Origin of the sequence: Acinetobacter puyangensis, assembly GCF_900096995.1 — a bacterium.
GTDB lineage: Bacteria > Pseudomonadota > Gammaproteobacteria > Pseudomonadales > Moraxellaceae > Acinetobacter > Acinetobacter puyangensis.
In genome coordinates this window covers 1-23,185 of record NZ_OANT01000018.1, presented here as the reverse complement: position 1 = coordinate 23,185, position 23,185 = coordinate 1, and the positions used below count along the sequence as shown (strand labels likewise).

At 39.1% G+C, this 23,185-nt stretch carries 18 protein-coding genes and 4 pseudogenes; 12 read left to right on the top strand and 10 right to left on the bottom strand.

Features of this window, described 5'->3' with window-relative positions:
- Positions 1-45 precede the first annotated feature (45 nt).
- From pcaD to CRO21_RS16920, 4 genes and pseudogenes are all read left to right on the top strand, one after another.
- On the top strand, positions 46-825 hold the full coding sequence (gene pcaD / locus CRO21_RS16935; RefSeq protein ID WP_097080478.1) for a 3-oxoadipate enol-lactonase: 780 nt from the start codon (positions 46-48) through the stop codon (positions 823-825).
- A 559-nt stretch (positions 826-1,384) separates the two neighbouring features.
- Complete coding sequence (locus tag CRO21_RS16930) at positions 1,385-1,702, top strand: helix-turn-helix domain-containing protein (RefSeq protein WP_097080477.1); 318 nt, start codon at positions 1,385-1,387, stop codon at positions 1,700-1,702.
- A pseudogene (locus tag CRO21_RS16925) lies at positions 1,692-2,420 on the top strand (type II toxin-antitoxin system HipA family toxin); the annotation flags it as partial. The gene CRO21_RS16930 and the pseudogene CRO21_RS16925, both read left to right, overlap by 11 nt.
- Positions 2,421-2,978: 558 nt before the next feature.
- Positions 2,979-3,986 carry a GntR family transcriptional regulator gene (locus CRO21_RS16920; protein WP_228150489.1) on the top strand — a complete coding sequence of 336 codons (1,008 nt, stop codon included), beginning with the start codon at positions 2,979-2,981 and terminating at the stop codon, positions 3,984-3,986.
- Positions 3,987-3,996: 10 nt separating this feature from the next.
- On the opposite strand, the gene CRO21_RS16915 is transcribed toward CRO21_RS16920, so the two are convergent.
- The 9 genes from CRO21_RS16915 to CRO21_RS16875 form a co-directional block, all read right to left on the bottom strand.
- Positions 3,997-5,175, bottom strand: coding sequence for an ABC transporter substrate-binding protein (locus tag CRO21_RS16915; RefSeq protein ID WP_087621197.1), 1,179 nt, complete (start codon positions 5,173-5,175; stop codon positions 3,997-3,999).
- A gap of 128 nt (positions 5,176-5,303) precedes the next feature.
- Positions 5,304-6,539, bottom strand: coding sequence for a carbohydrate porin (locus tag CRO21_RS16910; RefSeq protein ID WP_097080475.1), 1,236 nt, complete (start codon positions 6,537-6,539; stop codon positions 5,304-5,306).
- Positions 6,540-6,766: 227 nt separating this feature from the next.
- The gene (locus tag CRO21_RS16905; RefSeq protein ID WP_228150488.1) at positions 6,767-7,741 is read right to left on the bottom strand and encodes a CobW family GTP-binding protein; all 975 of its coding nucleotides are present in this window, start codon (positions 7,739-7,741) and stop codon (positions 6,767-6,769) included.
- Positions 7,738-8,034 (bottom strand): hypothetical protein, encoded by a 297-nt coding sequence (locus CRO21_RS16900; protein ID WP_087621194.1) that lies wholly within the window; start codon positions 8,032-8,034, stop codon positions 7,738-7,740. The genes CRO21_RS16905 and CRO21_RS16900 overlap by 4 nt, the downstream gene beginning before the upstream one ends.
- 14 nt (positions 8,035-8,048) lie before the next feature.
- On the bottom strand, positions 8,049-8,798 hold the full coding sequence (locus CRO21_RS16895; RefSeq protein WP_097080473.1) for an SDR family NAD(P)-dependent oxidoreductase: 750 nt from the start codon (positions 8,796-8,798) through the stop codon (positions 8,049-8,051).
- A 62-nt stretch (positions 8,799-8,860) separates the two neighbouring features.
- Positions 8,861-9,628 carry an SDR family NAD(P)-dependent oxidoreductase gene (locus CRO21_RS16890; protein ID WP_228150487.1) on the bottom strand — a complete coding sequence of 256 codons (768 nt, stop codon included), beginning with the start codon at positions 9,626-9,628 and terminating at the stop codon, positions 8,861-8,863.
- A gap of 9 nt (positions 9,629-9,637) precedes the next feature.
- Entirely contained in the window at positions 9,638-11,017 is a 1,380-nt protein-coding gene (locus CRO21_RS16885) for an MFS transporter (protein WP_097080472.1), read from the bottom strand.
- A gap of 29 nt (positions 11,018-11,046) precedes the next feature.
- Positions 11,047-11,928 carry a polysaccharide deacetylase family protein gene (locus CRO21_RS16880; protein WP_097080471.1) on the bottom strand — a complete coding sequence of 294 codons (882 nt, stop codon included), beginning with the start codon at positions 11,926-11,928 and terminating at the stop codon, positions 11,047-11,049.
- Positions 11,929-11,972: 44 nt separating this feature from the next.
- Positions 11,973-13,325: an amidase gene (locus CRO21_RS16875; RefSeq protein WP_087621189.1), complete on the bottom strand. Its 1,353-nt coding sequence runs from the start codon at positions 13,323-13,325 to the stop codon at positions 11,973-11,975.
- 1,536 nt (positions 13,326-14,861) lie between these two features.
- Here CRO21_RS16875 and CRO21_RS16870 point away from each other — a divergent pair.
- Both CRO21_RS16870 and CRO21_RS16865 read left to right on the top strand, forming a co-directional pair.
- Positions 14,862-15,470 (top strand): M23 family metallopeptidase, encoded by a 609-nt coding sequence (locus tag CRO21_RS16870; RefSeq protein ID WP_228150486.1) that lies wholly within the window; start codon positions 14,862-14,864, stop codon positions 15,468-15,470.
- 559 nt (positions 15,471-16,029) lie between these two features.
- Positions 16,030-16,191, top strand: a pseudogene (locus CRO21_RS16865) (helix-turn-helix domain-containing protein); the annotation flags it as partial.
- A gap of 41 nt (positions 16,192-16,232) precedes the next feature.
- On the opposite strand, the pseudogene CRO21_RS16860 reads toward CRO21_RS16865, so the two are convergent.
- Positions 16,233-16,370, bottom strand: a pseudogene (locus CRO21_RS16860) (IS3 family transposase); the annotation flags it as partial.
- A gap of 342 nt (positions 16,371-16,712) precedes the next feature.
- On the opposite strand from CRO21_RS16860, the gene CRO21_RS16855 reads away from it, so the two are divergent.
- From CRO21_RS16855 to CRO21_RS16830, 6 genes and pseudogenes are all read left to right on the top strand, one after another.
- Positions 16,713-17,966 (top strand): NRAMP family divalent metal transporter, encoded by a 1,254-nt coding sequence (locus tag CRO21_RS16855; RefSeq protein WP_171294083.1) that lies wholly within the window; start codon positions 16,713-16,715, stop codon positions 17,964-17,966.
- A gap of 48 nt (positions 17,967-18,014) precedes the next feature.
- Positions 18,015-18,773 (top strand): LamB/YcsF family protein, encoded by a 759-nt coding sequence (locus tag CRO21_RS16850; protein ID WP_097080468.1) that lies wholly within the window; start codon positions 18,015-18,017, stop codon positions 18,771-18,773.
- Positions 18,774-18,791: 18 nt separating this feature from the next.
- A pseudogene (locus CRO21_RS16845) lies at positions 18,792-19,597 on the top strand (putative hydro-lyase).
- A gap of 19 nt (positions 19,598-19,616) precedes the next feature.
- Positions 19,617-21,206, top strand: a complete 1,590-nt coding sequence (locus tag CRO21_RS16840; protein WP_097080467.1) for a 5-oxoprolinase subunit B/C family protein — start codon at positions 19,617-19,619, stop codon at positions 21,204-21,206.
- Complete coding sequence (locus tag CRO21_RS16835; protein ID WP_097080466.1) at positions 21,196-22,941, top strand: acetyl/propionyl/methylcrotonyl-CoA carboxylase subunit alpha; 1,746 nt, start codon at positions 21,196-21,198, stop codon at positions 22,939-22,941. The genes CRO21_RS16840 and CRO21_RS16835 overlap by 11 nt, the downstream gene beginning before the upstream one ends.
- A 17-nt stretch (positions 22,942-22,958) precedes the next feature.
- The coding region (locus CRO21_RS16830) for a Glu/Leu/Phe/Val dehydrogenase dimerization domain-containing protein (protein WP_322853240.1) at positions 22,959-23,185 on the top strand (227 nt) is incomplete at its 3' end.

Genomic DNA, 23,185 nt, shown 5'->3' with positions numbered 1-23,185 from the left:
TGTCGATCATGTTGCTTCAGTTTAAGATTTAAAGGATACAAGACTATGCCAATTGCACAATTAAAAAATGTTGCATTGAATTATGAAACTTTTGGGGATCATGCTAAGCCTGCACTGATTTTCTCCAATTCGCTTGGCACTAATTACCGTATGTGGCAGGCACAATATGAAGTACTACAGCAATATTATTTTATCATCTGCTATGATACACGTGGTCATGGTGCATCTTCGACACCAAAACCTCCCTATGCGCTTGCAGATTTGGGGCAGGATGTAATCGATCTACTGGATCATTTAAAAATAGAAAAAGCTTTCTTTTGTGGCATTTCGATGGGTGGATTGACAGGTCAGTGGCTTGCCATCCAACACCCAGAACGTTTTCACCGTGTTATGGTCTGTAATACCGCTGCAAAGATCGGACAGCAACAGGCATGGCAAGATCGTGCCGCACTGGTGCGTGAACAGGGGCTGCGTCCGATTGCATCCACCGCAGCATCACGTTGGTTTACCGAGTCCTTTATTCAGAGCAATGCAGGCATGGTACAGCGTTTAGCCAATGACTTGGAAGCTGGCAGCATCGAAGGTTATGCCAATTGTTGTGAGGCTTTGGCCAAGGCAGACCTTAGGGCACAGTTGAAGGAGATTGGTATCCCTATAATGATTGTGGTAGGAACACAGGATCCTGTAACCACAGTTACCGATGGTGAATATATGCAGCAGCAGATTGCAGATGCAACTTTGTTAGAAATTGCCGCATCACATATTTCCAATATTGAGCAGCCTGAGCAGTTTAATCAGTTTATTCAAAATTTGTTCCAATTATAGTGAAATTTAATGAGGCTGGATAATTTGTTTATGATAGTCTAATAATCTTAAAGTTTTATTGCAGCCAAAGCAATATCTTCATTGCTGCAATTGTAAATATATTGTCTATTCATTGCTCATCTTAAATAGATACCAACCGCTGTTGTATTTAATTTCATGTTTGATTTCTAGAAAAATCAAGATTATATCCCTAGTTGTATATGTGACGTATATTTTATTTCGTCAATGATTGATGAGAGAAGCTGTACCCGTCAGCTATTTGAAAAATAGTTAATTGCTTTTGGAGAACATTTATTCCTCATCGTTCCAATGCAATTTTATGGGAAGAAAATAAAATCGGGACTGAACTGTACTAGGTTTATTGGAAAATACTTTTCTTTAGAGAGTACCTCGATGACGAAATGAAAATATACTTTTGAATTTATAACCTAATTTGCTAAAACTACTTCTTGTAATAATATTTAAGTTCTCAGACTTCAAAATTTCTATAATGTAATATCTTTATAAATACATTATATTGTGTTTTAATTATAAAAAAATTCACATAAGCCCCAATATTATGGATTTATTTTTTAAAAGTTCAAATGAAGTCGTAAAGTTACTTTGCGACCGTTTGAGGAAAGAACGCCTAAATCAGCAAATGACGCAGGCTGAAGTCGCCCAACGTGCTGGGGTTGGTGTAAATACGGTTTCAAATCTGGAAGCCGGCAAAAATGTATCTTTTGAAAATTTGGTGAAGATTGCCATGGTACTTGGACGGCTTAAAGAATTAGAACAACTGTTTCAGCCGAAATTAGAAAGCATAGATGACATTATTCACTACGAAAAAAATTCTAGTCGTCAGCGCATTAAAAGGAAATCCAATGATGTTGAATAAAATTGCAGTTTACTATAATGGCTGGGGTGAATATTGGCATTGGGAGACATTGGTCTTATCAACAGCAATTACAGGTCGACCTCTGATTATTTTTGAATATAGTGAAGAGGCGAAAAAAAGGAAATTAGAACTATCAAGTTATACATTACCATTAAACGGAGCAAAGCTTCGGAAAGATTTCCCAGCACATCAGATGGGTTTGCCAGCACCAGTATATGATGCATTACCAGACGGCTGGGGGATGCTACTGATGGATCGATTATTCAAACAACGAGGATTGAATCCAGCACGAATTGGACCATTAGAACGTTTAACATACATTGGGAATAACGCAATGGGAGCAATGTCATTTGAACCCATTGCTTCTGATTTAATAGCTTTACACGACGATATTCCCATAGATCAACTTGCTCAAGAGGTTCAGGAAGTACTTCATGGTGAAGGTGGACAATTCTTGCAGCAATTGATATTAATGGGAGGATCACCACAAGGTGCAAGACCAAAAGCGCTGATTTATAAAGATCCTATCACGTTGTCTTTTTCCACAGTTGCTTCATCTCGTTCAGAAGCATGGCTAGTTAAGTTTCCTGCAAAACAAGAGCACCCAGAAGTTTGTGCAGTTGAAGCTGCCTATGCTGAATGTTTAAATCAATGTGGGATCAATACACCTGAGATCTCATATTTTGATCTACTCAATGGTCAAGCTGCTTTTGCGAGTATGCTGGTCAAATCACCAGTGACACACTCGCTTATATCCAATCAAGAATTAATCAAAATATATCTTGCTTAAAATAATTAAAGTGAGTAATAAGCAAAGCTTCAAGCATAATTACCTTAGCTGTAGGTGAGGTATTAAACAGATGGACCACAAAATAGAATAATAATAAAAGTTATAAATCAATTGTTTACTTTCAGAATTTTTTATAAAAACACCAATGTAACTAAAGCTAATTGTTTATTAATGTACCAATGATATTCATGAAATCGCACATAAAAAATGGCAGTAAAGGCGTCATTTTTGTGCTTATTTTCAAGATATCAGCCATCTTAAATTACATAGCAGAGGAAGTAAAATAACGTTATAATCACTATTATTTATTCGTAACGAGATACGAAGTGACTACTCTAAATAAACTTAAGAAATTGATTATTAAGAGTATTTACAGCACTATAGTGAATTCATATGCCATTGAAACTGAGGCATCAGTACAAACTATAGAAATGCGTATCAAAGAAAGTAATCACAAATATTGCCATTTATCATTTGCTCATTAATATGCTGAACTCAACGAATTTTTCTCAACAAATAAATGCTCGTTATCAAATCATTTTTGAAACACTCACCAAAGCAATTAAAGACCAAACTATACCGACTGGAACTGTGCTATTAGAAGCACCACTGTCAAAAATATTTAATACAAGTCGAGTCCCTGTTCGGCACGCACTACAACTTTTATCAGATCAACACCTTATTTCTCGCTTTGATGGTCGAGGTTATCTTGTCAATCCTAAGCAAGAATATACCAAACCAATTAGATTAAATATCACTAAAGAATTATTAGGCATTCCTGATAATGAAGAAATTATTGATACACGCTTATTAAGCGAAAAAATATATGAGGAACTTTATCAATATATTTCACAGATTATCCTGCATGGCCATTACCGACTGGATGAGCAACGTGCGGCTGAACACTTTAACATTAGCCGAAGTGTCGTTCGAGAAGCTTTAAAAAATCTTCATTTACAAGGGCTCGTCGAAAAAGAACCCTATGGAGATTGGCTAGCTGGCCCATTATCAGCACAAAGTGTCAGTGAAAACTATGAACTTCGGTTAATTTTAGAACCCATTGCATTACGCAATAATATTCATCAGGTATCCAGTAATGACTTAAAAAAAATGTCTGAGCGTATTCTTTTTGCCCAGCAAAATATTAAAGATATGGATAAACAAATTATTAAACAGATTGAACACGATCTACATCACACGCTGTGTAATATAGAATGGCAAAATCAGAAAATGGCACATATTATGTACAATGCACAAAGTTCGATTCTGATTAGTCAGGTATTACATGAGGCTATCCATGTCAACGATTATCATTTTATGCTGGCAGAACATCAGGCTGTCATCGATGCATTACTGTATGGGTCTTTAGAATCTGCTATTCAAAATCTGGAAAAGCATCTTATCAACGCAAAAAAACGTTCTGTGGATTATTTAAAAGTGTTCTCAATTATTCCAGAACCCCATCTTCCGCCCTATCTGGAACGCGTATCCTAAAGTTAAAATTTTAACTGTCTAATAATGCTTTCCATTTCCGTACCAGATAGTTATGTTCATCCATAACAGAATTCCAGACCCCAATATGCCCCATACGCTCCATATATGAACCACCTTCTCTTAACATTCCTTTGGAAATCAAGGGTTGATCATTAATTCCACATAAAATTTCCTGTGCGGGTTTGCCCATATACCAAAAATCCCATTCTGCCTCTGTCATATATTCTCTGGCACGTAGAGGATTGGAAATGTATAAGCCTTGCCTTGCCATCATTGCACCAGCCCAGCCCTCTAACCACCAGTTTAGATAGCGATAAGCTACATCTTTGATTTCATCGGACACATCTCTGGACAATGCCAGTCCACCAAACCATGCACGATATCCTTCCTTCGGATTGGCAATTTTGAAGTTATTATTATGTTGCAGCAATTTGATTAAGGTCGGATACCATAAGCTTGCGATATATACATCTTTACTGGAAATCAATTGATAAGCATGTTCATCGTCAGACCAAAAATCCTTAAAATGATTAGTCCGCTTTAACTCCCATAATAAAGCAGTTAATAGGTCAATTTCTTGTAAGCTCAGATTACCTAAATCGGAAAATTGCAATTGTTTGCTGGCCTGAACCGCCATGGCTAAATCCAGTGCCCCAATCGCCGCATCATTTTGTACCGCAACAGAGCCGTGCCAATCTTTATCCAGTAACCAAGCCCAACTCTCGGGTTGATTTTTCAGGCGATCTGGTAAAGATTTAGGAAAATAAATAAAGCTATCTACATTATGCGTTAATGGTAGCATGGTAATAAATGGTGTTTCATTGCTGCCTAAAGTACCATCTTGCTGTACATACAATCTTTGACTCGGTACTCCACCTTGTGCCAGTGGCCGATCTGAAAATAAAGTGCCTTTTTTAGCTAAATCATTAATTTCATTCCAGCGCTGAATTTTCGCCGTCTCTATGGGCTGAATGGATTTTACTGGCCAGACAAAATCAATATTGTGAAACCATTGATCATATAAATCATATTGTTCCGGATGCAATACTGCAATTCTTTGTACAGTTTGAGGGTCGTAGATTTGATACTCAATATGGATACCGAGGTCCTGTTCTGCTTTGACACGAATCTTTTCGATTAAAGTCACTGAAGTACCTAAGATTCGAAGCGTCGGGACTTTTGAAGTCATAAAAAAACCTTAATTAAATTGTATTTTTAAGTATTACAACAGCAAAATGACAATGAAGTAGGAAAAAACTTTAAGTGGTGAACCATTCAATCCTCGGCTTTAAAGCTTTCTCCCTACTTGTTTAACACTTAAAAGTTCATGTTGAATTTTACACCAGCCACCCAGGCATTGCCACTTTCCGAATTAGCGCCAATATTTTTTACATATTGTAAATTAGGCCGAATTTTTAGCCAATTTGTTGCCTGAACCCCATAGTACAATTCGGCATTGAGTTCATCATCCAATTCTGGTGCCAGATCACTATCAACTGCAATACGTGAAATACCCAGCCCAATTTCATCCTTTGGCCGATTATCTGCCAGACCTTTATATACCAGCGCAATATTTTCTGCATCTTGAAAAATACTGGTTTTATTATCATATAAGGCAATTTGCCCCATTATACTAAGCCCACGATTGGCATCATTCGCATGTGTCGTAAGTTGTTGTTTTGCGGAAATCCAGACGCCATATTTATGTTCATTTTCAGAATACCCTGTTTGAACATTGTTGGTATCAACCGTACTATAGTAATAACCTATACGATATTCTCCTGGCAAATGTTGCGGGGTTAATGTCGGCGTCCAGATCAGTTCAACAGGAATAATCGCCCCTTTCGAACCATCAGTACTCAGGTTAAAACCTTTACTACGTTTCAAGTTTTCTGGATTAACCTCATAGGCACCGATCTGTGCGGCCAATTCAGGTGAAAAATTCCATTTAACCCGTGCCGCCCATTGACTGACAGGACCATTAAACCATTGATCACCCGACCAATGTCCAATTTGCCCACCACATAAAGCCAAGTTCTGAAATTCACAATCAAAACTTGCAAAGTCCTCACTCTGACCAAAACGACCCAGTTTGACATCAAGTTGATTATTCATAAAAGTTTTTTTGATCCACATATCTGTCAGACGCCAAGTCTGACCACGACCATATACTTCTTGTACCTGACTAATATGTGTAGATAGCGCATTGGATTTATTCTCTATCTGGTTACCATCCCGTTTAGTGATATTGATGTAAGCCTGAGTGTTATCCCAATTTAAAATTTTGGCCAAATCAAAACTACCGGAAAAATTCCACTGATCTGCATAAGCTGCGTCTTTATCTGAATCAACAGAAGTATCCAGCAAGGTTGCAGCTTGCCCACTATAAGCTATTGAAAAATCGTAACCTTGTTCAACCAAGGCACTACGCTTACCGGACCAATCCCCCAACATCCAGAGACTTTGTGCATCAAAGGCCTGATTAGCGAAGATTGATGTCGTGGCACTTAGCGTCAATACCAGCATTGAACCTGTGAATATATGTTTACCCATTCTACTACCTGCTTTAAAATTTAAAAATGATTAGAAATTGATGACATCGTTCAAATTAATCCACATTAATGACTTTTCACCTCTACGCTCTCTAAAATAAAAACTTATTAAAAATCAATTTAAAATTTCTATTTTTTGATTTTTAATAAATCCTGAACTGTTAAATTACGCACACATAGCTCCTATTCCGTATGTTGTTAAATACAGAATTCTGAATTTTCAATCCGTTAACTTGCCAGTTTTTGCATAAATAGCTGAAACGAACGTTGTACCTGTTGCACATCAAGATGACGGGCAATCACGACTATTTTGGAGGTTTGCGCTTGCCAAGACCAAGCTTCCAAATGCTCAGGTGGATACAGACAATGCTGTACCCCCTGAATTAATACAGGTTGCTCGAAACCTGCTAGTTTTAAAATTCCTTTTATTCTAAGGAGTTGTTCTCCATACTTATTGAGTAATAAATTGAGCCAGACACCAAAGACTAGCCCATCAATCTCTCCTTCAAATTCAATTACACACGTCTGGGTTAAATCATGCTTTGCCTTATCCATAGGTTTAAAAAAAACAGCAGAATTTAAATTTTGGCGATGAAGTAACTGCTCTTCAAAAAGATTAGCAATACAGTAAACATCCTGCACATTTTTAATTACTATCTCAGAGTGAAGTTGCTGAATTTTATCCTTTACTGCGAGTTGTATGCTGTCAACAACCCGGTCGCATTTACTCAATAAAATCTGATCAGCGGCCACAATTTGTGTCAGCCACTCAGGATGTAGTTGCGATTGTTGGATAGCATTTTCAGTATCTACAACGGTAGTTAAACCGTGAAGATAAAAACGGCTCTTAAGATGCGTATCCTGCTGAATGGTCGCCAGAATTGAAGCAGGATTTGCCAGTCCTGTAGTTTCAATCAAGACCCTACTAAAAATTGGTATTACCCCTTGGGCTTGCTTGTTCAGCATATCTAATAAGGTTGTTTTTAAACTGTCCAAGACCGTACAACACATACAACCACTCGGTAATAAAAAAGTATTGTCTGCAACTGTTTGTACCAGTAAATTATCAATACCGATTTCACCCAGTTCATTAATCAGTACAAGTGTGTTTTGTGCATCACCTTCTAGTAACAGACGTTTAATCAGTGTAGTTTTACCACTGCCCAAAAATCCTGTCACAATATGTACCGGAATACTCATCATAGACACTCCAAATAGGACAAAATATTTGGGCTTAATACGTCTAACTTTTCGCCTGCCATATTTTCAATTTCCAGTAGTAATGCCATAAAACCATTGGCCATACTGCTTTTTCCGGTTGCAGTTTGCACAATATAATTGGTGCCATGAAAATCAGAAATTGTTAGCCGTTGTGATGCGGTCAGTAGATTTAAAATTTTAATGCGTCTTAATCTTTCCTGCCGTTTCGGTAACGTTGAAGCAAGAGCATCTGTCCAGTCTGGTGTTTCACCAATCACGCCACATAATCCACACATCGTACTATCCTTAATTAGGGCATAACATCGCCACTATTTGGTCCTAAGGTTTGCCCCACAAATAAATTACCACCCGGTTCAGAAGCCAATAATATAGCAACAGGTGCCACTTCTTCGGCGGTACCGAAGCGGCCTAAAGGCAATTCTTTGGCTTTATCCACTTTCCATTGTTCACTGATTCCCTCAACCAACGGTGTCATAATTGGTCCCGGTGCAATTACATTCACTAATACATTATGTTTAGCGACTTCCTGAGCGAGGGATTTAGTAAAGCCAATTACACCTGCTTTTGCAGCGCAATAATGCGTGAGTTCAACACCGCCTTTAATGCCTAGTTGAGAAGAGATATTAATAATTCTTCCCCATTGTTGTTCAATCATGTGCGGTAGAGCCCGTTGACTGGTGAGAAAGACACTAGTCAAATCAATTCGCAACATGTCTTCCCACATTTTTTGGCTTAAATCGACACAAGGAGCTTGTGTCAGAATGCCGGCATTATTGACCAGTACATCGATTCCACCATAATATTCAATACATAAATCAATAGTTTGATTGGCACCTTCAGAATAACTAATATCAGTCACAATAGTGTTCACATGAGAAGTGAATTGACGACAATGTTCTGCACTTATTTCCAGTTGCTGTTGATTTAAATCACTGAGTAACAGTGAGCTACCCTGTTTAGCAAAGGCTAAGGCAATTGCAGCACCAATACCGCTTGCTGCGCCGGTGATCACCACACGACATTCATTTAACTGTTTCATTTTAAATCCTTTCTGATTATACGTCCGCACCATCTTGGGTGCAGACATCTAAACGTAATCTCTTAATCAGGCCAGCGCACGGTCAGCCCACCATCTACAATAATGCTTTGCCCAGTGATATAACTGGCCTCATCACTGGTCAAAAACCGGATGAGTTTTGCCACTTCATCTGGACGTCCAACCCGACCGAGTGGAATTTTTTTGCCTGCTTCGGCCAAACCTTGTGGACCTAAAGAATTTTTTTCATCTAAAGACTGAGGTGTTTCAATTAAACCGGGAATAACCGCATTACAGCGGATACCTTTAACGGCCAATTCAACCGCCAAAGAACGGCATAAACCCGGTACGCCAGATTTTGCAGCCGCATAATGGCTATGTTCCTGCCAACCATATACGCCGCCGGCAATCGAAGAAATTGCAACCATTGCGCCTTGAGCTACCATATATTTACTTGCTGCTCTAAAGGTTCGCATTACGCCCGTTAAATCGACATTAATCAGTTCATTCCATGCATCATCTGTCATCTCCAGTAAAGATGATTGACGTAGTAAACCAGCATTGGCAATTGCATAATCGAGCCGACCAAAATGGTCAATTGCAGCTTTTACACCAAATTCTACAGATTGATAATCAGCAACATCGACAGGTACCATGATGCATTCGCCACCTGCTTGTTTTACCAGCTCTTCTGTTAGTTTCGGATCATGTGGATCTTTTTCGAAATAACCACCTACTACACGTACATTATGCTTGGCATAAACCACAGCCAATGCCTGACCTATACCACTTGCAGCACCGGTAATAAATGCAACAGGATTTTGATTCATCATGTTTTTTCCTTATTTCACGTCTTCTGGATTGACATGGCGAGCAGCAAGCATCACCAAACCAGATAAAAAGCATGGTAAAGCACCAAACCAAAGTGCTGCACTTGCCCACTCTCCACCACTGGTTAATACACTGGTAATACCTACACCAGCTAGAATTGCTCCAATTGGTCCCATAGCATGTACAATCGCACCGCCGGTTGCACGAATACTGGTTGGGAAAGATTCCCCCATAAAGAACAACATGGCAGAATAAGGCCCAGTTAAAAAGAATAAGCCCACACTATAAAGTGCCACCACAGTCACTAAATCATGTGACGCCACAACCATGGCGTAAAATGCTATACCACCACACATCCAGCCAATCGCAACAGTATTTCTACGGCCTATGCGATCACCTAACCAACCATGAACCAGATAGCCGATAAATCCAACCAGGTTAGATAAGATCAGAATAATTAATGAGTTTTGGAATGATAAATGATGGACATTCACGATCACTGAAGTACCCAATACACTAAATACCTGAATTGCAGACCAGTTAAGTAGAATGGCCAAACTCAAAATTAGCGTTGGTCGTAATGCTTTACCTTGAAAGGCAGCCTTTACACCAGTTTTTTGATGCTCTTCATGATCAAGATGATATTCTGCGGCGAGTGCATTTGCTTGTTCAATTTGCCCAGCTTTTTTTAACTCCGAGATTCTTCTGATAATCTGAAATTGTGGACTTTCTTTAAGTTTTCTTGCCAGAATTGCAATAATAAATGCTGGAATTGCCGCAAAAATAAAACAACCTTGCCAGCCAATATGGGGTAGTAAAATTGCAGTTAATGCCGCAGCGGCCAATGCACCAACTGGCCAACCACTTTGTACCAGTGAATAAATGAAGCCTTTACGTTTTTTAAATTTCTCGTCCTTGGAGGTAGCATACATTTCAGTCAGATAAGTCGCATTCACACCTTCTTCAGCATAACCCAGTCCCGCAACCGAACGAATAATTGTTAAAGGACCTTTACCCCATCCAGCACCGACCGCTGTCATCGCTGAACTAATTGCTGTACCCGTCATAGTAAAGATAATACCTTTACGGCGACCGATCCTATCGACAATCGGGCCAATCGCAAAAGCAATAACCGCACCGCCCACAGCAATCCATGTCGCCAAACTTGCTTGTTCAGCCTCGTTCCAATTGAAATGTCCTCCCATTACCGGGAGTAACGTTCCAAATAAAATAAAATCATATACTGCGAATACCCATGCAAAAAAAGCAATCCAAGAAGCATAATTAATATCCTTCTGGCTAATGACATCAGGTTGCCAAACACCATTGCTTTTTTGGGTAGGTGATTCGTTGTTATTACTACCAGAATTTATATCAATATTTTCAGTCATGGTCATGTTCCTTTAATTTAAAGCCGACATTAACCAGCACGAGGAAAACGTTTGGCAAAATCAGTTGCGATTTCATCCATCATTACAAACTTCACACCTTCATGTGACTGAAAATGTTCAATTAAACGCTCTAACATCAATAACACTTGTGGACGCCCAGAAACATCTGGATGAATTGTGATTGGAAATACTGCATAATCCATTTCACGATAAACCCAATCAAATTGATCTTTCCACATTTGCTCAATATCACGTGGATTGACAAAACCATGACTATTCGGTGATTTTTTGATAAACATCATTGGAGGTAAATCATCCAAATACCAGTTTGCTGGAATTTCAATGAGATCCGTTTCTGTACCCCGTACCAAAGGTTTCATCCATGTATCTGGATGTTGGCTATAATCAATTTTGGTCCATGAATCACCGACTCTTACGTAATATGGCGTAAAGTCGTTATGCATCAGACTATGATCATATTTAATGCCTTTTTTAAGCAAAAGTTCATTCGTAACATTACTGAACTCCCACCAAGGTGCAACATAACCTGTGGGGCGTTTTCCTGATAATTGCGTGATTAATTCAATCGCCTTATCCAGCACAGCCTCTTCCTGTTCAGGTGTCATTGCTATTGGATTTTCATGACTATAACCATGCATACCAATTTCATGACCTGCATCGACTACGGCTTTCATCTGCTCAGGAAATGTTTCAACAGAATGCCCTGGAATAAACCACGTGGTTTTGATTTGATATTTTTCAAATAATTTCAATAAACGTAATGCACCAACTTCTCCAGCAAATAAGCCACGAGAAATATCATCTGGCGAATCATCACCGCCATATGAACCTAACCAACCAGCCACAGCATCTACATCAACACCAATAGAAACTAAAATTTCTTTAGCCATGAGATCATCCTTTTTGAAGTACACGTAAATAAATTAAAATGGAGTTACTTGTTGAATGAACCAGCAAGTACCTGTTCTACAGCGAGTGCTGCGTGCAAAACTTTTTGATCCTGATTACACGTTCCAGAAATCAATAGTGCAGTTGGTAAACCATATTCATCCGAACCATTGGGTAGAGTTAAACATGGCATATCCAGAAAACTTCCCGGCATAGTGAGCCTTAAAGTTTTCATATTGGTTTGAAAAAATAGCGTTTCATCCTGCTCAAGCGGTGCACGTTGAGGTGCGGTATGAGCAACCGTTGGGGAAAGTAAAAAACCATCGCAAAGTTCTTGTGAAATTAATTGCTTTAAAGATCGTGCAATTTGATATAAACCGATTTGTACTGATGCTGGCAGGTGTCTTGCCGTTTCCAGACGAGAACGAACTCTTGAATCCAATTGCGTTGCGGCATCACTATTTAATAAATCCTCATGTAAGGTAAATGCTTCGGCTGCACCTAGCCATTTACCAGAATCAATTAAACTCAGCGTTTTATGAATTGCGGTGATACGTTGGTATTGAATACATGCTCCAGCCTGTGCCAGACGCTCGATGGCGTATAGAAAATTATTTTTTACTGCGATTGTGATGGCAGGATCTTGCAAAAGATCAAGATCGACATAAAACTTAAGTTGTTGGAATAATGAATATTTGGGTAACTGTACATTTGCTTGTCCATGTAATAGACAGTCCAATACATAACAATCACGAACACTTCTAGCCAATGGTCCTAGCGTATCCAAAGAGCTGGCTAGAGGAAAAACACCTTCTTTCGAATATCTTGCACAACTACTACGATAGCCAACCAGACCATTAAAGGCAGAAGGGATTCGGATTGACCCTGCTGTATCAGTTCCCATAGATATTTTGACAATATCTTGCCCAACTGCTACCGCAGAACCAGAAGAAGAGCCTCCTGGAATACATTTTGGCTCGACAACATTGGCCGGCGTACCAAAATGTGGATTTAAACCTAACCCTGAATAGGCAAACTCAGTCAGATTGGTTTTGCCAATGTTTATCATACCCATTCGTGTTAACGCAGACACAACCTCTGCATCATGTTGAGCTGGAGAATGATGCTTAAATACTTTTGACCCAGCTGTAGTCACCAAGCCTGCGACATCGATTAAATCTTTCCATGCAATTGCGACCCCATCAAAACTGGAAAGCGGACAAGCATTTTCCCAGCGTTCTGTCGATGCTTTCGCTTCTCTAAAAGCACGATCTAAACTTTGTGAGATAAATACCGATTGCACTGAATCCATTTTCATAATTGACTTTTCAAGTTCAATTAAAGGCGTAGTACTACCATCAGCAAATAGTTTTACTAACTCAAAAGCATCTACCGTCATAACCAGTCACCATAAATGTATATTTATTTAAAGATACATTTAATGTTTTAGCATATAACGTGCCAAAATCTAATTAGACCAAAGTATGTACTTATTTTTAATAATAAAAATAATTATTTATTAAATTATATGTTAATTATCATTATGATAAGTTGATAATGTATTTTTATAAAAATGTACTATAAAAATGCATAATTCTATAAATGCACTATTTAAGTACATATAATTTTTTGGAATTATAAAAAATTTATATGCTATAAGGTATTGAAAAGATTTAATTACTAATCAATTAATATACAGTTTTTTTGTTTGATGAAAGTGCACGGGATCTTTGGAGATTAAAACGCTGCTGATAAAAAGTTGGAGGGATCCAAGGTAAAAAACTATCATCAGTGGCTCAGTCAAGCATTTCTGAAGCAATGAGAGTCTGATAAGCATGTCGTGATGCGCTGAATTTCACATCAAACCTTTGCAATATGGACAGAAGATGTCGGTAATGATGAGATAAGATTTTTATTTCGATACTGTCTTGCGCCAATAAATACCAGCTTACTTAACAAATGAAATATTTTTTTAGTTAGTTTTTTAGTCAAGCAATAAATTGCTACCAAGTCCTGCCCATTTACATGTATTTAAGTTATCCAGTATGACGTATAAGCATTAAGCGTCTGCTGGATTTTTTCCATATTTAAAATTATAAAATGTAGGTGACTTTTGTTGAATTTTAAAAGAGTCAAAGTGACCAAGATTTACCGTATAGATGAGCTTTAAATTTTAAAATATACATTAAAAATTATAAGTTATTGAAATAAAGTAATTTATTTTAATGTAATTTAGCACCTTTTAAAGTAAAAATGTAGGTGACTATTGCCAAGGTTGGGGTCGCGAGTTCGAGTCTCGTTTCCCGCTCCAAATTCTTAAAAGACCTTATCATTTGATAAGGTCTTTTTTTATATGTCTTTTTATAAATAGAATATATATTTTAATATGGTAATTTCTTGTGAGCGTTTAATTATTTATATTTTATCTGGTACCTACTACCAATATTTCTGTAAAAAACGTGATGAATAGCCGAATCTAAGTAAATAACTTTCAACCGAATCAGCCTTTAGAAGATGACGTCATCACATCATTGGTTGATTTGGCGACCCAGAAAACCATTATCTATAGCGGGAATTGTACAATATAATATGCGGTATGTGCCACACTGGGTACAGAACGTCAATTGACTGAATTATGGTTAAGTAACATCGAGCAGTTCAAACTATTATTGTAAGATGATAGCTTGACGACTGAGGCGATTGCCAAAATCATGAAGGACAGTGTCAGTTGTGATGCTCTCAGGAATTAAAAAGTACAGCTTCCGAGTGTAAATAAGTTGCCAGTGCAGATGTGAGATTTATGATTTTGCAGTGCTGTAAGGCACATTGTGCACTGGCAACCCTAGTGTAATTATGAGTATCTGGATCAACTGCTTATCAATTATTGAGTCGCTAAGCGGCTATAGTATATACAAGCCATTGAGGATTATACAAATTGGATCGTCGCTATTGTTCTATACTTTTACGCTGTATAGGGATCACTGGACTGATTGGTCTAGTCAGTGCTTGTCAGCCGCCAGTGTCGGGTGAGGCTGTTGGCATCCAGTATCCAATGGTGTATATGCAGTTGTCGCAACAGGAATTACCATTACAATTGGGCATCCCTGTAGAGGGTGTCACAGCGCGCCAGATTCAGGATACATGGGGTGCAGCGCGTAGCGAAGGACGAACCCATCAAGGGGTGGATATCTTTGCCAAACGTGGTACACCTGTGCTCAGTAGCACAGTGGGCATTGTCAGCCAGATCGGTACTAATAATTTGGGTGGTAAAGTGGTGTGGGTGCTGGGACCAAACTTAAGCCGACATTATTATGCACACCTTGATAATTATGCGGAAAATATTGCTGAAGGAGATTGGGTTGATGTGGGGGAGGTGATTGGCTATGTCGGTAATACTGGCAATGCCCAATCGACACCGCCACATTTACATTATGGCATTTATCTTTCTGGGCAAGGGGCGGTCAATCCCTATCCTTATCTTAAGTTTACACAGACTTCAAAATCGACGGATATTCATAATTCCAACGATTTTTCGGAGAGCTAAATGGCTCTGTTGCATAAAGATTAAAAAGGTAGAGTTATGCTGAGGTATTCAAATTTAAGATACAACCTGGGTGCAATATCATACTAATGTATTGAATGTATTAAATATTTTTTTTAGGCATGAATTCCGTTGACCTGACGTTGAACGTTCCTTGCGCTGAATTTCTTTCCTGATAAGTACTACTTTGTAAGGCTTAATGCAATGTATTTTGGTCTCGATTAAGCCAATTCCAAAAGTTTCTAAGAACTATTAAATAATAAATCCTTTTTCTACCCATTTATTAGAAGCACAAAAATTGGTGATTATCAGTTAATTAAATAGTGTCATAGTTGACGTGGACCGGAGGTTTTGTATGGTACCCATTTATTTTCTAGTATCCAATTATAAGCCAAAGAGTAAGTTGTTTTCATAATATAGCTCTTTGAAAATTATCATAGTTTAGAAGGTGCTTGTATACCCGTGGTAATAAATGGAGATTACCCAACAAAACCATATTTCATCTTTATAAATCCATTATATTGTGTTTTAATTAATTTTATTTGACTTAATAGTTAATAAAATGGATTTATTTATGAAAACTTCAAGCGAAGTCGTAAGATTGCTTTGTGACCGTCTGAGAAAGGAACGATTGAATCAGCAAATGACGCAGGCAGAAGTAGCCCAACGTGCTGGTGTTGGTGTAAATACGGTTTCAAATCTGGAAGCAGGCAAAAATATATCTCGCTTAAAATAATTAAAGTGAGTAATAAGCAAAGCTTCAAGCATACGGTAAACACGTTTGTGATTCCAAACATAATTTTCAACATGACGTAGATAAGAAAAGCATAGTCCGAAGCCCCAATCTGTCTTTTCCTCAGTCAACTCAATGAGCTGTTCTGCAATTAGGGCATTAACACTAGACATTGTTCTGTCAAAATGTTGTTTTATGCTTTTAAGTTTTGATGATCTAGAATTTAAAATAAATACTATTTTTTTCATAATAAATACTTATTAAAGATAATAAGCATTCATTATGAAAGCGAATACTATTTTAAAAAAAAACTTAAAAAACAAAAACTTATTTTATTTCAATTTTATGAACTAGCACATTGTAGAGTCTACTCATATATGGTTTGATTTTAGATACAAAATTTAACCAATTTGTTTAACATGGGTCTATTTTGAAAGAGAGGATTGAAGAATTTGAGATTTTTTAAATTGATGTTCTTTGTTCAATCTAAAAATAGCGTTAATTAAACTCAAATAGATGAGGAACGCATTTATATGTCTCTACTGAAATCTTCTTTTTTTAATGAACGCCAATGGGCGATTATTGCATCCATTTTCATGATGGCGACATCTGCAATGGGGCCGGGTTTTTTAACGCAAACTGCTGTATTTACCGTCAAGTTGGGGGCTGCATTTGGCTTTGCAATTTTAATCTCCATCATTATTGATTATGTTGTTCAACAAAATATTTGGCGTGTGGTCACTCTAACCCAAATGCGAGCTTCTGATGTTGCCAATAAGGCATTACCGGGAAGTGGTTATTTACTTGCATTTTTGGTCATTCTAGGGGGGTTTTTCTTTAGTATCGGCAATATTGCAGGTGCTGCCTTGGGTCTAAATGCACTCTTTGGACTTGATACGAAAATAGGTGGTGTGTTAAGCGGTGCTTTGGCAATTCTAATTTTTGCCTCCCGAAAAGCGACACTTGCAATGGATAAAACGATGATAATTTTGGGTTTACTCAAAATTATCTTGATTGTTATTGTTGCATTTATTGTGATGCCACCCGTTGGTCAGGCGGTTCAACAGACATTTATGCCAGACCAAATTGATTTTGCCATCATTACCACCATTGTGGGGGGAACGGTTGGCGGTTATATCTGTTATGCAGGGGCGCATCGTTTATTGGATAAAGGCGCAGTGGGTCCAGAAAATATTGATGAAGTTGCCAAAGCTGCAACCAAAGGCATCATTGTTGTTGGCATCATGCGTTATGTCTTGTTTCTGGCATTTCTGGGCGTTGTTGTAAGTGGTGCTACAATTGATTTATCAAGTCACGATGCCAATCCGGCAGCACAGGCATTTCAATATGCGGCAGGTACATTTGGTTTTAAACTGTTTGGTTTAATTTTCTGGGCAGCCGGGATTAGTAGCACGATTGGTGCGGCTTATACTTCGGTTTCTTTCTTCACGGCATTTAAAAAGAATTTAACCCCCAAACAAACCAACTACACCACCATTACCTTTATCTCTTTAGCATTATTGCTGTATGTCATACTTGGCGCGACACCTGCTGGATTGTTGATTTTTGTCGGTGGCTTTAATGGTTTGGTATTGCCAATTGGTTTGACTATTTTTGTGTATGTTGCCGCTTGTCGTAAAGATATGCTGGGGAATTATAACTATCCGAAATGGTTGTTGGTTCTTGGTGTACTCACTTGTATTTTGACATGGTGGATGGGTTACATGTCATTTACCACAGTATTTAACTATTTAACAAAACTCTAACTGATTAACCCGCTTAACCGGACTCCAAGTGAAAAAGGATTGCATAGCATGTTTGTAGATTTAAATAGTGACTTAGGTGAAAGTTTTGGTTCATGGAAAATGGGTAATGATGCGCAAATATTACCCGTTGTGACCAGTGCCAACATTGCCTGTGGATTTCATGCAGGTGATCCACTTGGTATTTTAAAAACACTGCAACAGGCAGTAAAACTGGAAGTCAGCATTGGTGCGCATGTTTCTTATCCTGATCTGGTTGGTTTTGGTCGCCGGAACATGGATTTATCACGGGACGAATTGATCGCTGATGTGCTATATCAAATTTCAGCACTGGATGGACTGGCCAAGGTTGCCGGTTCAAAAGTGAAATATGTTAAACCACATGGTGCACTCTACAACACCATTGCTAAAGATCATGTTCAGGCTGAAGCAGTCATTGAAGCGATTAAAATGTACAACCCTGAACTGGTTTTAGTTGCGCTGGCAGGATCAAATCTGGTTCAACAGGCAAAAGCTTCCGGTTTAAATGTCGTTTCGGAAGCATTTGCAGATCGTGCTTATAACAGTGATGGGTCATTGGTTTCACGTCGTTTGGACGGCGCAGTTTTACATGATGCTGACTTTGTCGCAAAACGTGTTGTTTCCATGCTTGAAAAAGGTGGTGTTGAGTCAATTGATGGCATTTTTACGCCCATTCAGGCAGATACGATTTGCTTGCATGGTGATACCGATGGCGCTTTGCAAATGTCAGTAGCGATCAAAGCTGAGTTGTTAAAACATAACATTCAAATTCGCCCATTTTGTGAATAGAACGCAAGGAAGAACGTGATGTTGAAAAATATTAAAGTAGATCCGATACAACTAAAAGCAGCATTGCAGGCACGTTACCAGATTCGTGCAGGTTTTGATAAACCCACAGCGGGCATGGCCGCCGGCATGACGCAGGTCAATATGATTTCGGTACCCAAAGCATGGGCTTATGATTTCCTGCTTTATGCGCATCGTAATCCCCAAAGCTGTCCTGTTTTGGACGTTCTAGAAGAAGGCATTATCGCACCAGACTTGCGGCTGATTCAGATATTCGTACAGATTTTCCACGCTATCGTGTCTGGCAAGATGGGCAAATGATTGATGAAGTCAGCGATGCACGTGCTATTTATCATGCCCATCCCGATATGGTGACATTTTTAATCGGTTGTAGTTTCTCCTTTGAAACGGCTTTGCAGGAAGCCGGGATAGAAGTACGTCATATCCATGACAATACCAATGTGCCAATGTACCTAAGTAATATTGAATGTATTTCTGCGGGATGAATTTCAGGCAATATGGTGGTGTCAATGCGGCCCATTCCTTCTCATCAAATTACGGAGGCAGTAAAAATTACAGCGCGTATGCCCGGTGTACATGGTGCGCCTGTGCATATTGGCTATCCGGAAGGACTTGGTATCCAGAATATCAATCAACCTGATTTTGGTGACGCTGTACGTATTGAAGCTGGCGAAATACCGGTATTTTGGGCATGTGGCGTCACACCACAGGCAGCCGTCATGCACTCAAAAATTCCATTTGCGATTAGTCATGCACCTGGACATATGTTGATTACTGATATTCCTGATCGAGCCTGGATTAGTTAATTAAGAAAAGGGGGCGTAAATGCGATTTTTATCAGTAAATGCTGATTGTTTTTTAATAGAACTGTCAAGTCTGGAAGAAACATTGGCATTATACGGCAAATTGCAACATGCAAGGCTCAAGGGCATTAAGGATTTAATTCCAGCGGCGAAAACAATACTGGTTTTTTTTAATGAAATCGAAACGCATTTTGAAGCACTGGTTTCTGTCATCAATACCTTGGAGATCGGATCAACTCTCGAACAGAATGCACAAGAAGTCATTATTCCGATTCAATATAATGGAGAAGATCTAGCTCAGGTTGCAGCATTACAAGGACTATCTGTTGCCGATGTCATTCTTAAACATCAACAAAGTGTCTGGAATGTTGCTTTCATAGGCTTTGCGCCTGGGTTTGCTTATATGAGTAGTCCCAATCATCCGTTTACCGATATTCCACGGTTACAAGTTCCACGTAAAAAAATTCCAGCAGGTTCACTGGGATTGGCAGGAAAATATTCAGGAATTTATCCAAAAGACAGTCCAGGTGGCTGGCAACTGATTGGTACAACAAACGACAAAATGTGGGATTTGCAACGTAAAAATCCGGCACTGTTATTACCAGGGATGACAGTACATTTTGAAGATAGAACCCATCTTCCTGTTTCCATCAATGTGCCAAAACAGATCATCCAAACGGAAAAAATCTCTCTTGAACCGGTATTTCAAATTAGCTCACCCAGTCTACAAATGTCGTTTCAGGATGAAGGTCGTTTTAATCAAACCAACATTGGTGTAGGCACAGCAGGCGCGATGGATCTCTCTGCAATGCATAGTGCCAATCGCATAGTCGGCAATCCAGTTAATACTCCGGTCATTGAAATTTTAAATGGTGGACTAAAAGCCAAAATGCTCCATTCTGCTGTAATTGCAGTGACTGGTGCAATATCAAACATTCATGTGAAATTTGCCGGTGGTCAAAACGCTGATTTTGACAGTTATCAGGCCATAGCACTCGATGAAGGAGATGAATTTCAAATTCAAATGCCTACAGCGGGCTTGCGAAATTATCTTGCTATTCGTGGTGGATTTGATTTTCAACCTGTTTTAAATAGTTATTCATTTGATAGTTTGGCTGTGCTTGGGCCAGAGCCATTAAAAATGGGGGATGTTGTTTATCAAGCTAAAGTTGCTACAACCAATATCAGTATTTATGAAATTCCTAAAGCTAATCTTCCCAGCGTGGGGGATACGGTTGAACTGGATATTGTCATGGGGCCACGTACCGATTGGTTTGATCCGGACAGTATTGCAAAACTGTGTCAACAAAACTGGCTGGTGACCAATGACAGTAACCGGGTCGGACTACGTTTATCAGGATTAGAACCTTTAACACGCAAAATCACCCATGAACTGGAAAGTGAAGGTACCTGTATTGGGGCGCTACAGATTCCGCCAAGTGGGCAGCCAGTTTTATTTATGAATGATCATCCCTTAACAGGTGGATATCCTGTTATTGCTTCTGTAGCCAAATATCATTGGGATCTGGTGGCACAAATACCTGCGGGTTGTTTCATCAAATTCAACAGGATTCAAGAATTTACCAAGATTGAGAATGCATATGAGCACTGAAAATCCATTAATTGAAAAACTACTAATTGCCAACCGTGGTGAAATCGCTGTCCGTATTATCAATGCTTGCCGTGATATGGGTATTTTATCGGTTGCCGTGTATGCAGATGATGATATCAGTAGTCTGCATGTGGAACTTGCAGATGAAGCCTGGGGTTTGCCGGGTAGCACTGCAAAAGATACCTATTTAAGTATTCCGGCAATTATTGATGTTGCAACAAAATCCAAAGCAACGATGGTGCATCCAGGGTATGGCTTTTTGTCTGAACGGGCTGAGTTTGCCCAAGCCGTTATTGATGCAGGGTTGAAATGGGTGGGTCCATCTCCGGATGCAATTGAAAAACTGGGAGATAAAATTGAAGCACGGAAAATTGCCGCTTCAGTGGGCGCACCCTTGGTACACGGCACCCAAGATCCGCTAAATAATGCTGATGAAGCATTAGATTTTGCCAAAAAATTTGGTTTACCGATTGCCATTAAAGCGGCATTTGGTGGTGGTGGCCGTGGTCTAAAAGTGGTTTGGAAACTCGAAGATGTAAAAGAATTATATGACTCTGCCGTGCGTGAGGCCAAAGCAGCGTTTGGCCGTGGCGAATGTTTTGTTGAACAATATTTAGATCAGCCACGTCATGTCGAAGCGCAAGTGATTGCTGATAAAAAGGGGAATGTGGTGGTGTTGGGAACCCGTGATTGTTCACTACAACGCCGCAATCAAAAACTGATTGAAGAAGCACCCGCGCCCTTTTTAAGTGATGAGATTTATCAGGAAATTTTGACGTCAGCCAAGAATATTTGTCAGGCTGCCCATTATGTCGGGGCAGGAACAGTTGAATATTTATTAAGCAAGGATGGCAAACTGTCGTTTCTGGAAGTAAATACCCGCTTACAGGTTGAACATCCTGTAACTGAAGAAACCGCTAAAGTTGATTTGGTGGTGGAGCAAATCCGTGTGGCACTCGGTCATGAATTATCTATTAAAGAAACACCAAAATCAGAAAGTCATGCCATAGAGTTTAGGATCAATGCCGAAGATCCAGGTCGTGGATTTATTCCTGCTTTTGGTACATTAAGTCTGTTTGATGCACCATCGGGTAATGGCGTTCGTATCGATACTGGGGTGCGTACCGGCTCGCTTGTATCCAGCCATTTCGACTCCTTAATGGCAAAACTGATTGTGACAGGTCCCACACGTGAAATTGCGATTGCGCGCGCAAAACGTGCCTTAAAACAATTCAAGATTGAAGGTGTTGCCACAGTTCTCGATTTTCATCGTGCTGTACTAAATGAAGCAGATTTTACCGATGAATTTAAAGTACATACCCGCTGGATTGAAAATGACTTTAAACAGGATTTGAAAGCAACAAAACGCAGTATTCCCAATCACCAACCAGCGATGTTGCTCAGTTATATTGAAATTGATGGAAAGTTGCACCGCTTAGGTTTACCAGCCGGAATGTTTGCTCAAAGTACTGCTGCCATAAATTCACAAGTTGAACAGCAACAAATGCAAGAAACTCAACCTGAACACTTGCTTGCACCGATTAATGGCGTAATTAGTGCATGGAAAGTTCAACACGATGAACACGTAGAAGAAGGTCAGGTGGTTGCCATTATGGAAGCGATGAAAATGGAGGTGCAGGTTTTAGCGCATCAAGCTGGTCAAATTCAATTGATTGCGGCACAGGGTGAAACTTGTCAGGCCGACCAAGTGATTGCCAATATTCAATTAAAATAGTCTAAGGGGATAAACAAATGACAAATTTATCGTATATACAACAACATGATAAAGCATGGTTAACTTTTTTGGAGCAAATCGACAGAGTTTCCCCTTTTCTGGAAGATTTAAAAGAACATATCGACATTTTAAGACGTCCAAAACGGGTATTGATCGTTGATGTACCTATCGTGATGGACGATGGCAGTATCCGTCATTTTGAGGGTTATCGTGTACAACACAGCTTAACCCGTGGTCCCGGCAA

What these genes read in the sequence shown, in the direction of transcription:
- CRO21_RS16900 (WP_087621194.1), bottom strand. Translation starts at nt 8,034, where the DNA reads ATGTGTGGATTATGTGGCGTGATTGGTGAAACACCAGACTGGACAGAT.
- CRO21_RS16890 (WP_228150487.1), bottom strand. Translation starts at nt 9,628, where the DNA reads ATGATGAATCAAAATCCTGTTGCATTTATTACCGGTGCTGCAAGTGGT.
- CRO21_RS16905 (WP_228150488.1), bottom strand. Translation starts at nt 7,741, where the DNA reads ATGATGAGTATTCCGGTACATATTGTGACAGGATTTTTGGGCAGTGGT.
- CRO21_RS16840 (WP_097080467.1), top strand. Translation starts at nt 19,617, where the DNA reads ATGCGATTTTTATCAGTAAATGCTGATTGTTTTTTAATAGAACTGTCA.
- pcaD (WP_097080478.1), top strand. Translation starts at nt 46, where the DNA reads ATGCCAATTGCACAATTAAAAAATGTTGCATTGAATTATGAAACTTTT.
- CRO21_RS16880 (WP_097080471.1), bottom strand. Translation starts at nt 11,928, where the DNA reads ATGGCTAAAGAAATTTTAGTTTCTATTGGTGTTGATGTAGATGCTGTG.
- CRO21_RS16895 (WP_097080473.1), bottom strand. Translation starts at nt 8,798, where the DNA reads ATGAAACAGTTAAATGAATGTCGTGTGGTGATCACCGGCGCAGCAAGC.
- CRO21_RS16930 (WP_097080477.1), top strand. Translation starts at nt 1,385, where the DNA reads ATGGATTTATTTTTTAAAAGTTCAAATGAAGTCGTAAAGTTACTTTGC.
- CRO21_RS16835 (WP_097080466.1), top strand. Translation starts at nt 21,196, where the DNA reads ATGAGCACTGAAAATCCATTAATTGAAAAACTACTAATTGCCAACCGT.
- CRO21_RS16875 (WP_087621189.1), bottom strand. Translation starts at nt 13,325, where the DNA reads ATGACGGTAGATGCTTTTGAGTTAGTAAAACTATTTGCTGATGGTAGT.
- CRO21_RS16885 (WP_097080472.1), bottom strand. Translation starts at nt 11,017, where the DNA reads ATGACTGAAAATATTGATATAAATTCTGGTAGTAATAACAACGAATCA.
- CRO21_RS16915 (WP_087621197.1), bottom strand. Translation starts at nt 5,175, where the DNA reads ATGACTTCAAAAGTCCCGACGCTTCGAATCTTAGGTACTTCAGTGACT.
- CRO21_RS16920 (WP_228150489.1), top strand. Translation starts at nt 2,979, where the DNA reads ATGCTGAACTCAACGAATTTTTCTCAACAAATAAATGCTCGTTATCAA.
- CRO21_RS16850 (WP_097080468.1), top strand. Translation starts at nt 18,015, where the DNA reads ATGTTTGTAGATTTAAATAGTGACTTAGGTGAAAGTTTTGGTTCATGG.
- CRO21_RS16910 (WP_097080475.1), bottom strand. Translation starts at nt 6,539, where the DNA reads ATGGGTAAACATATATTCACAGGTTCAATGCTGGTATTGACGCTAAGT.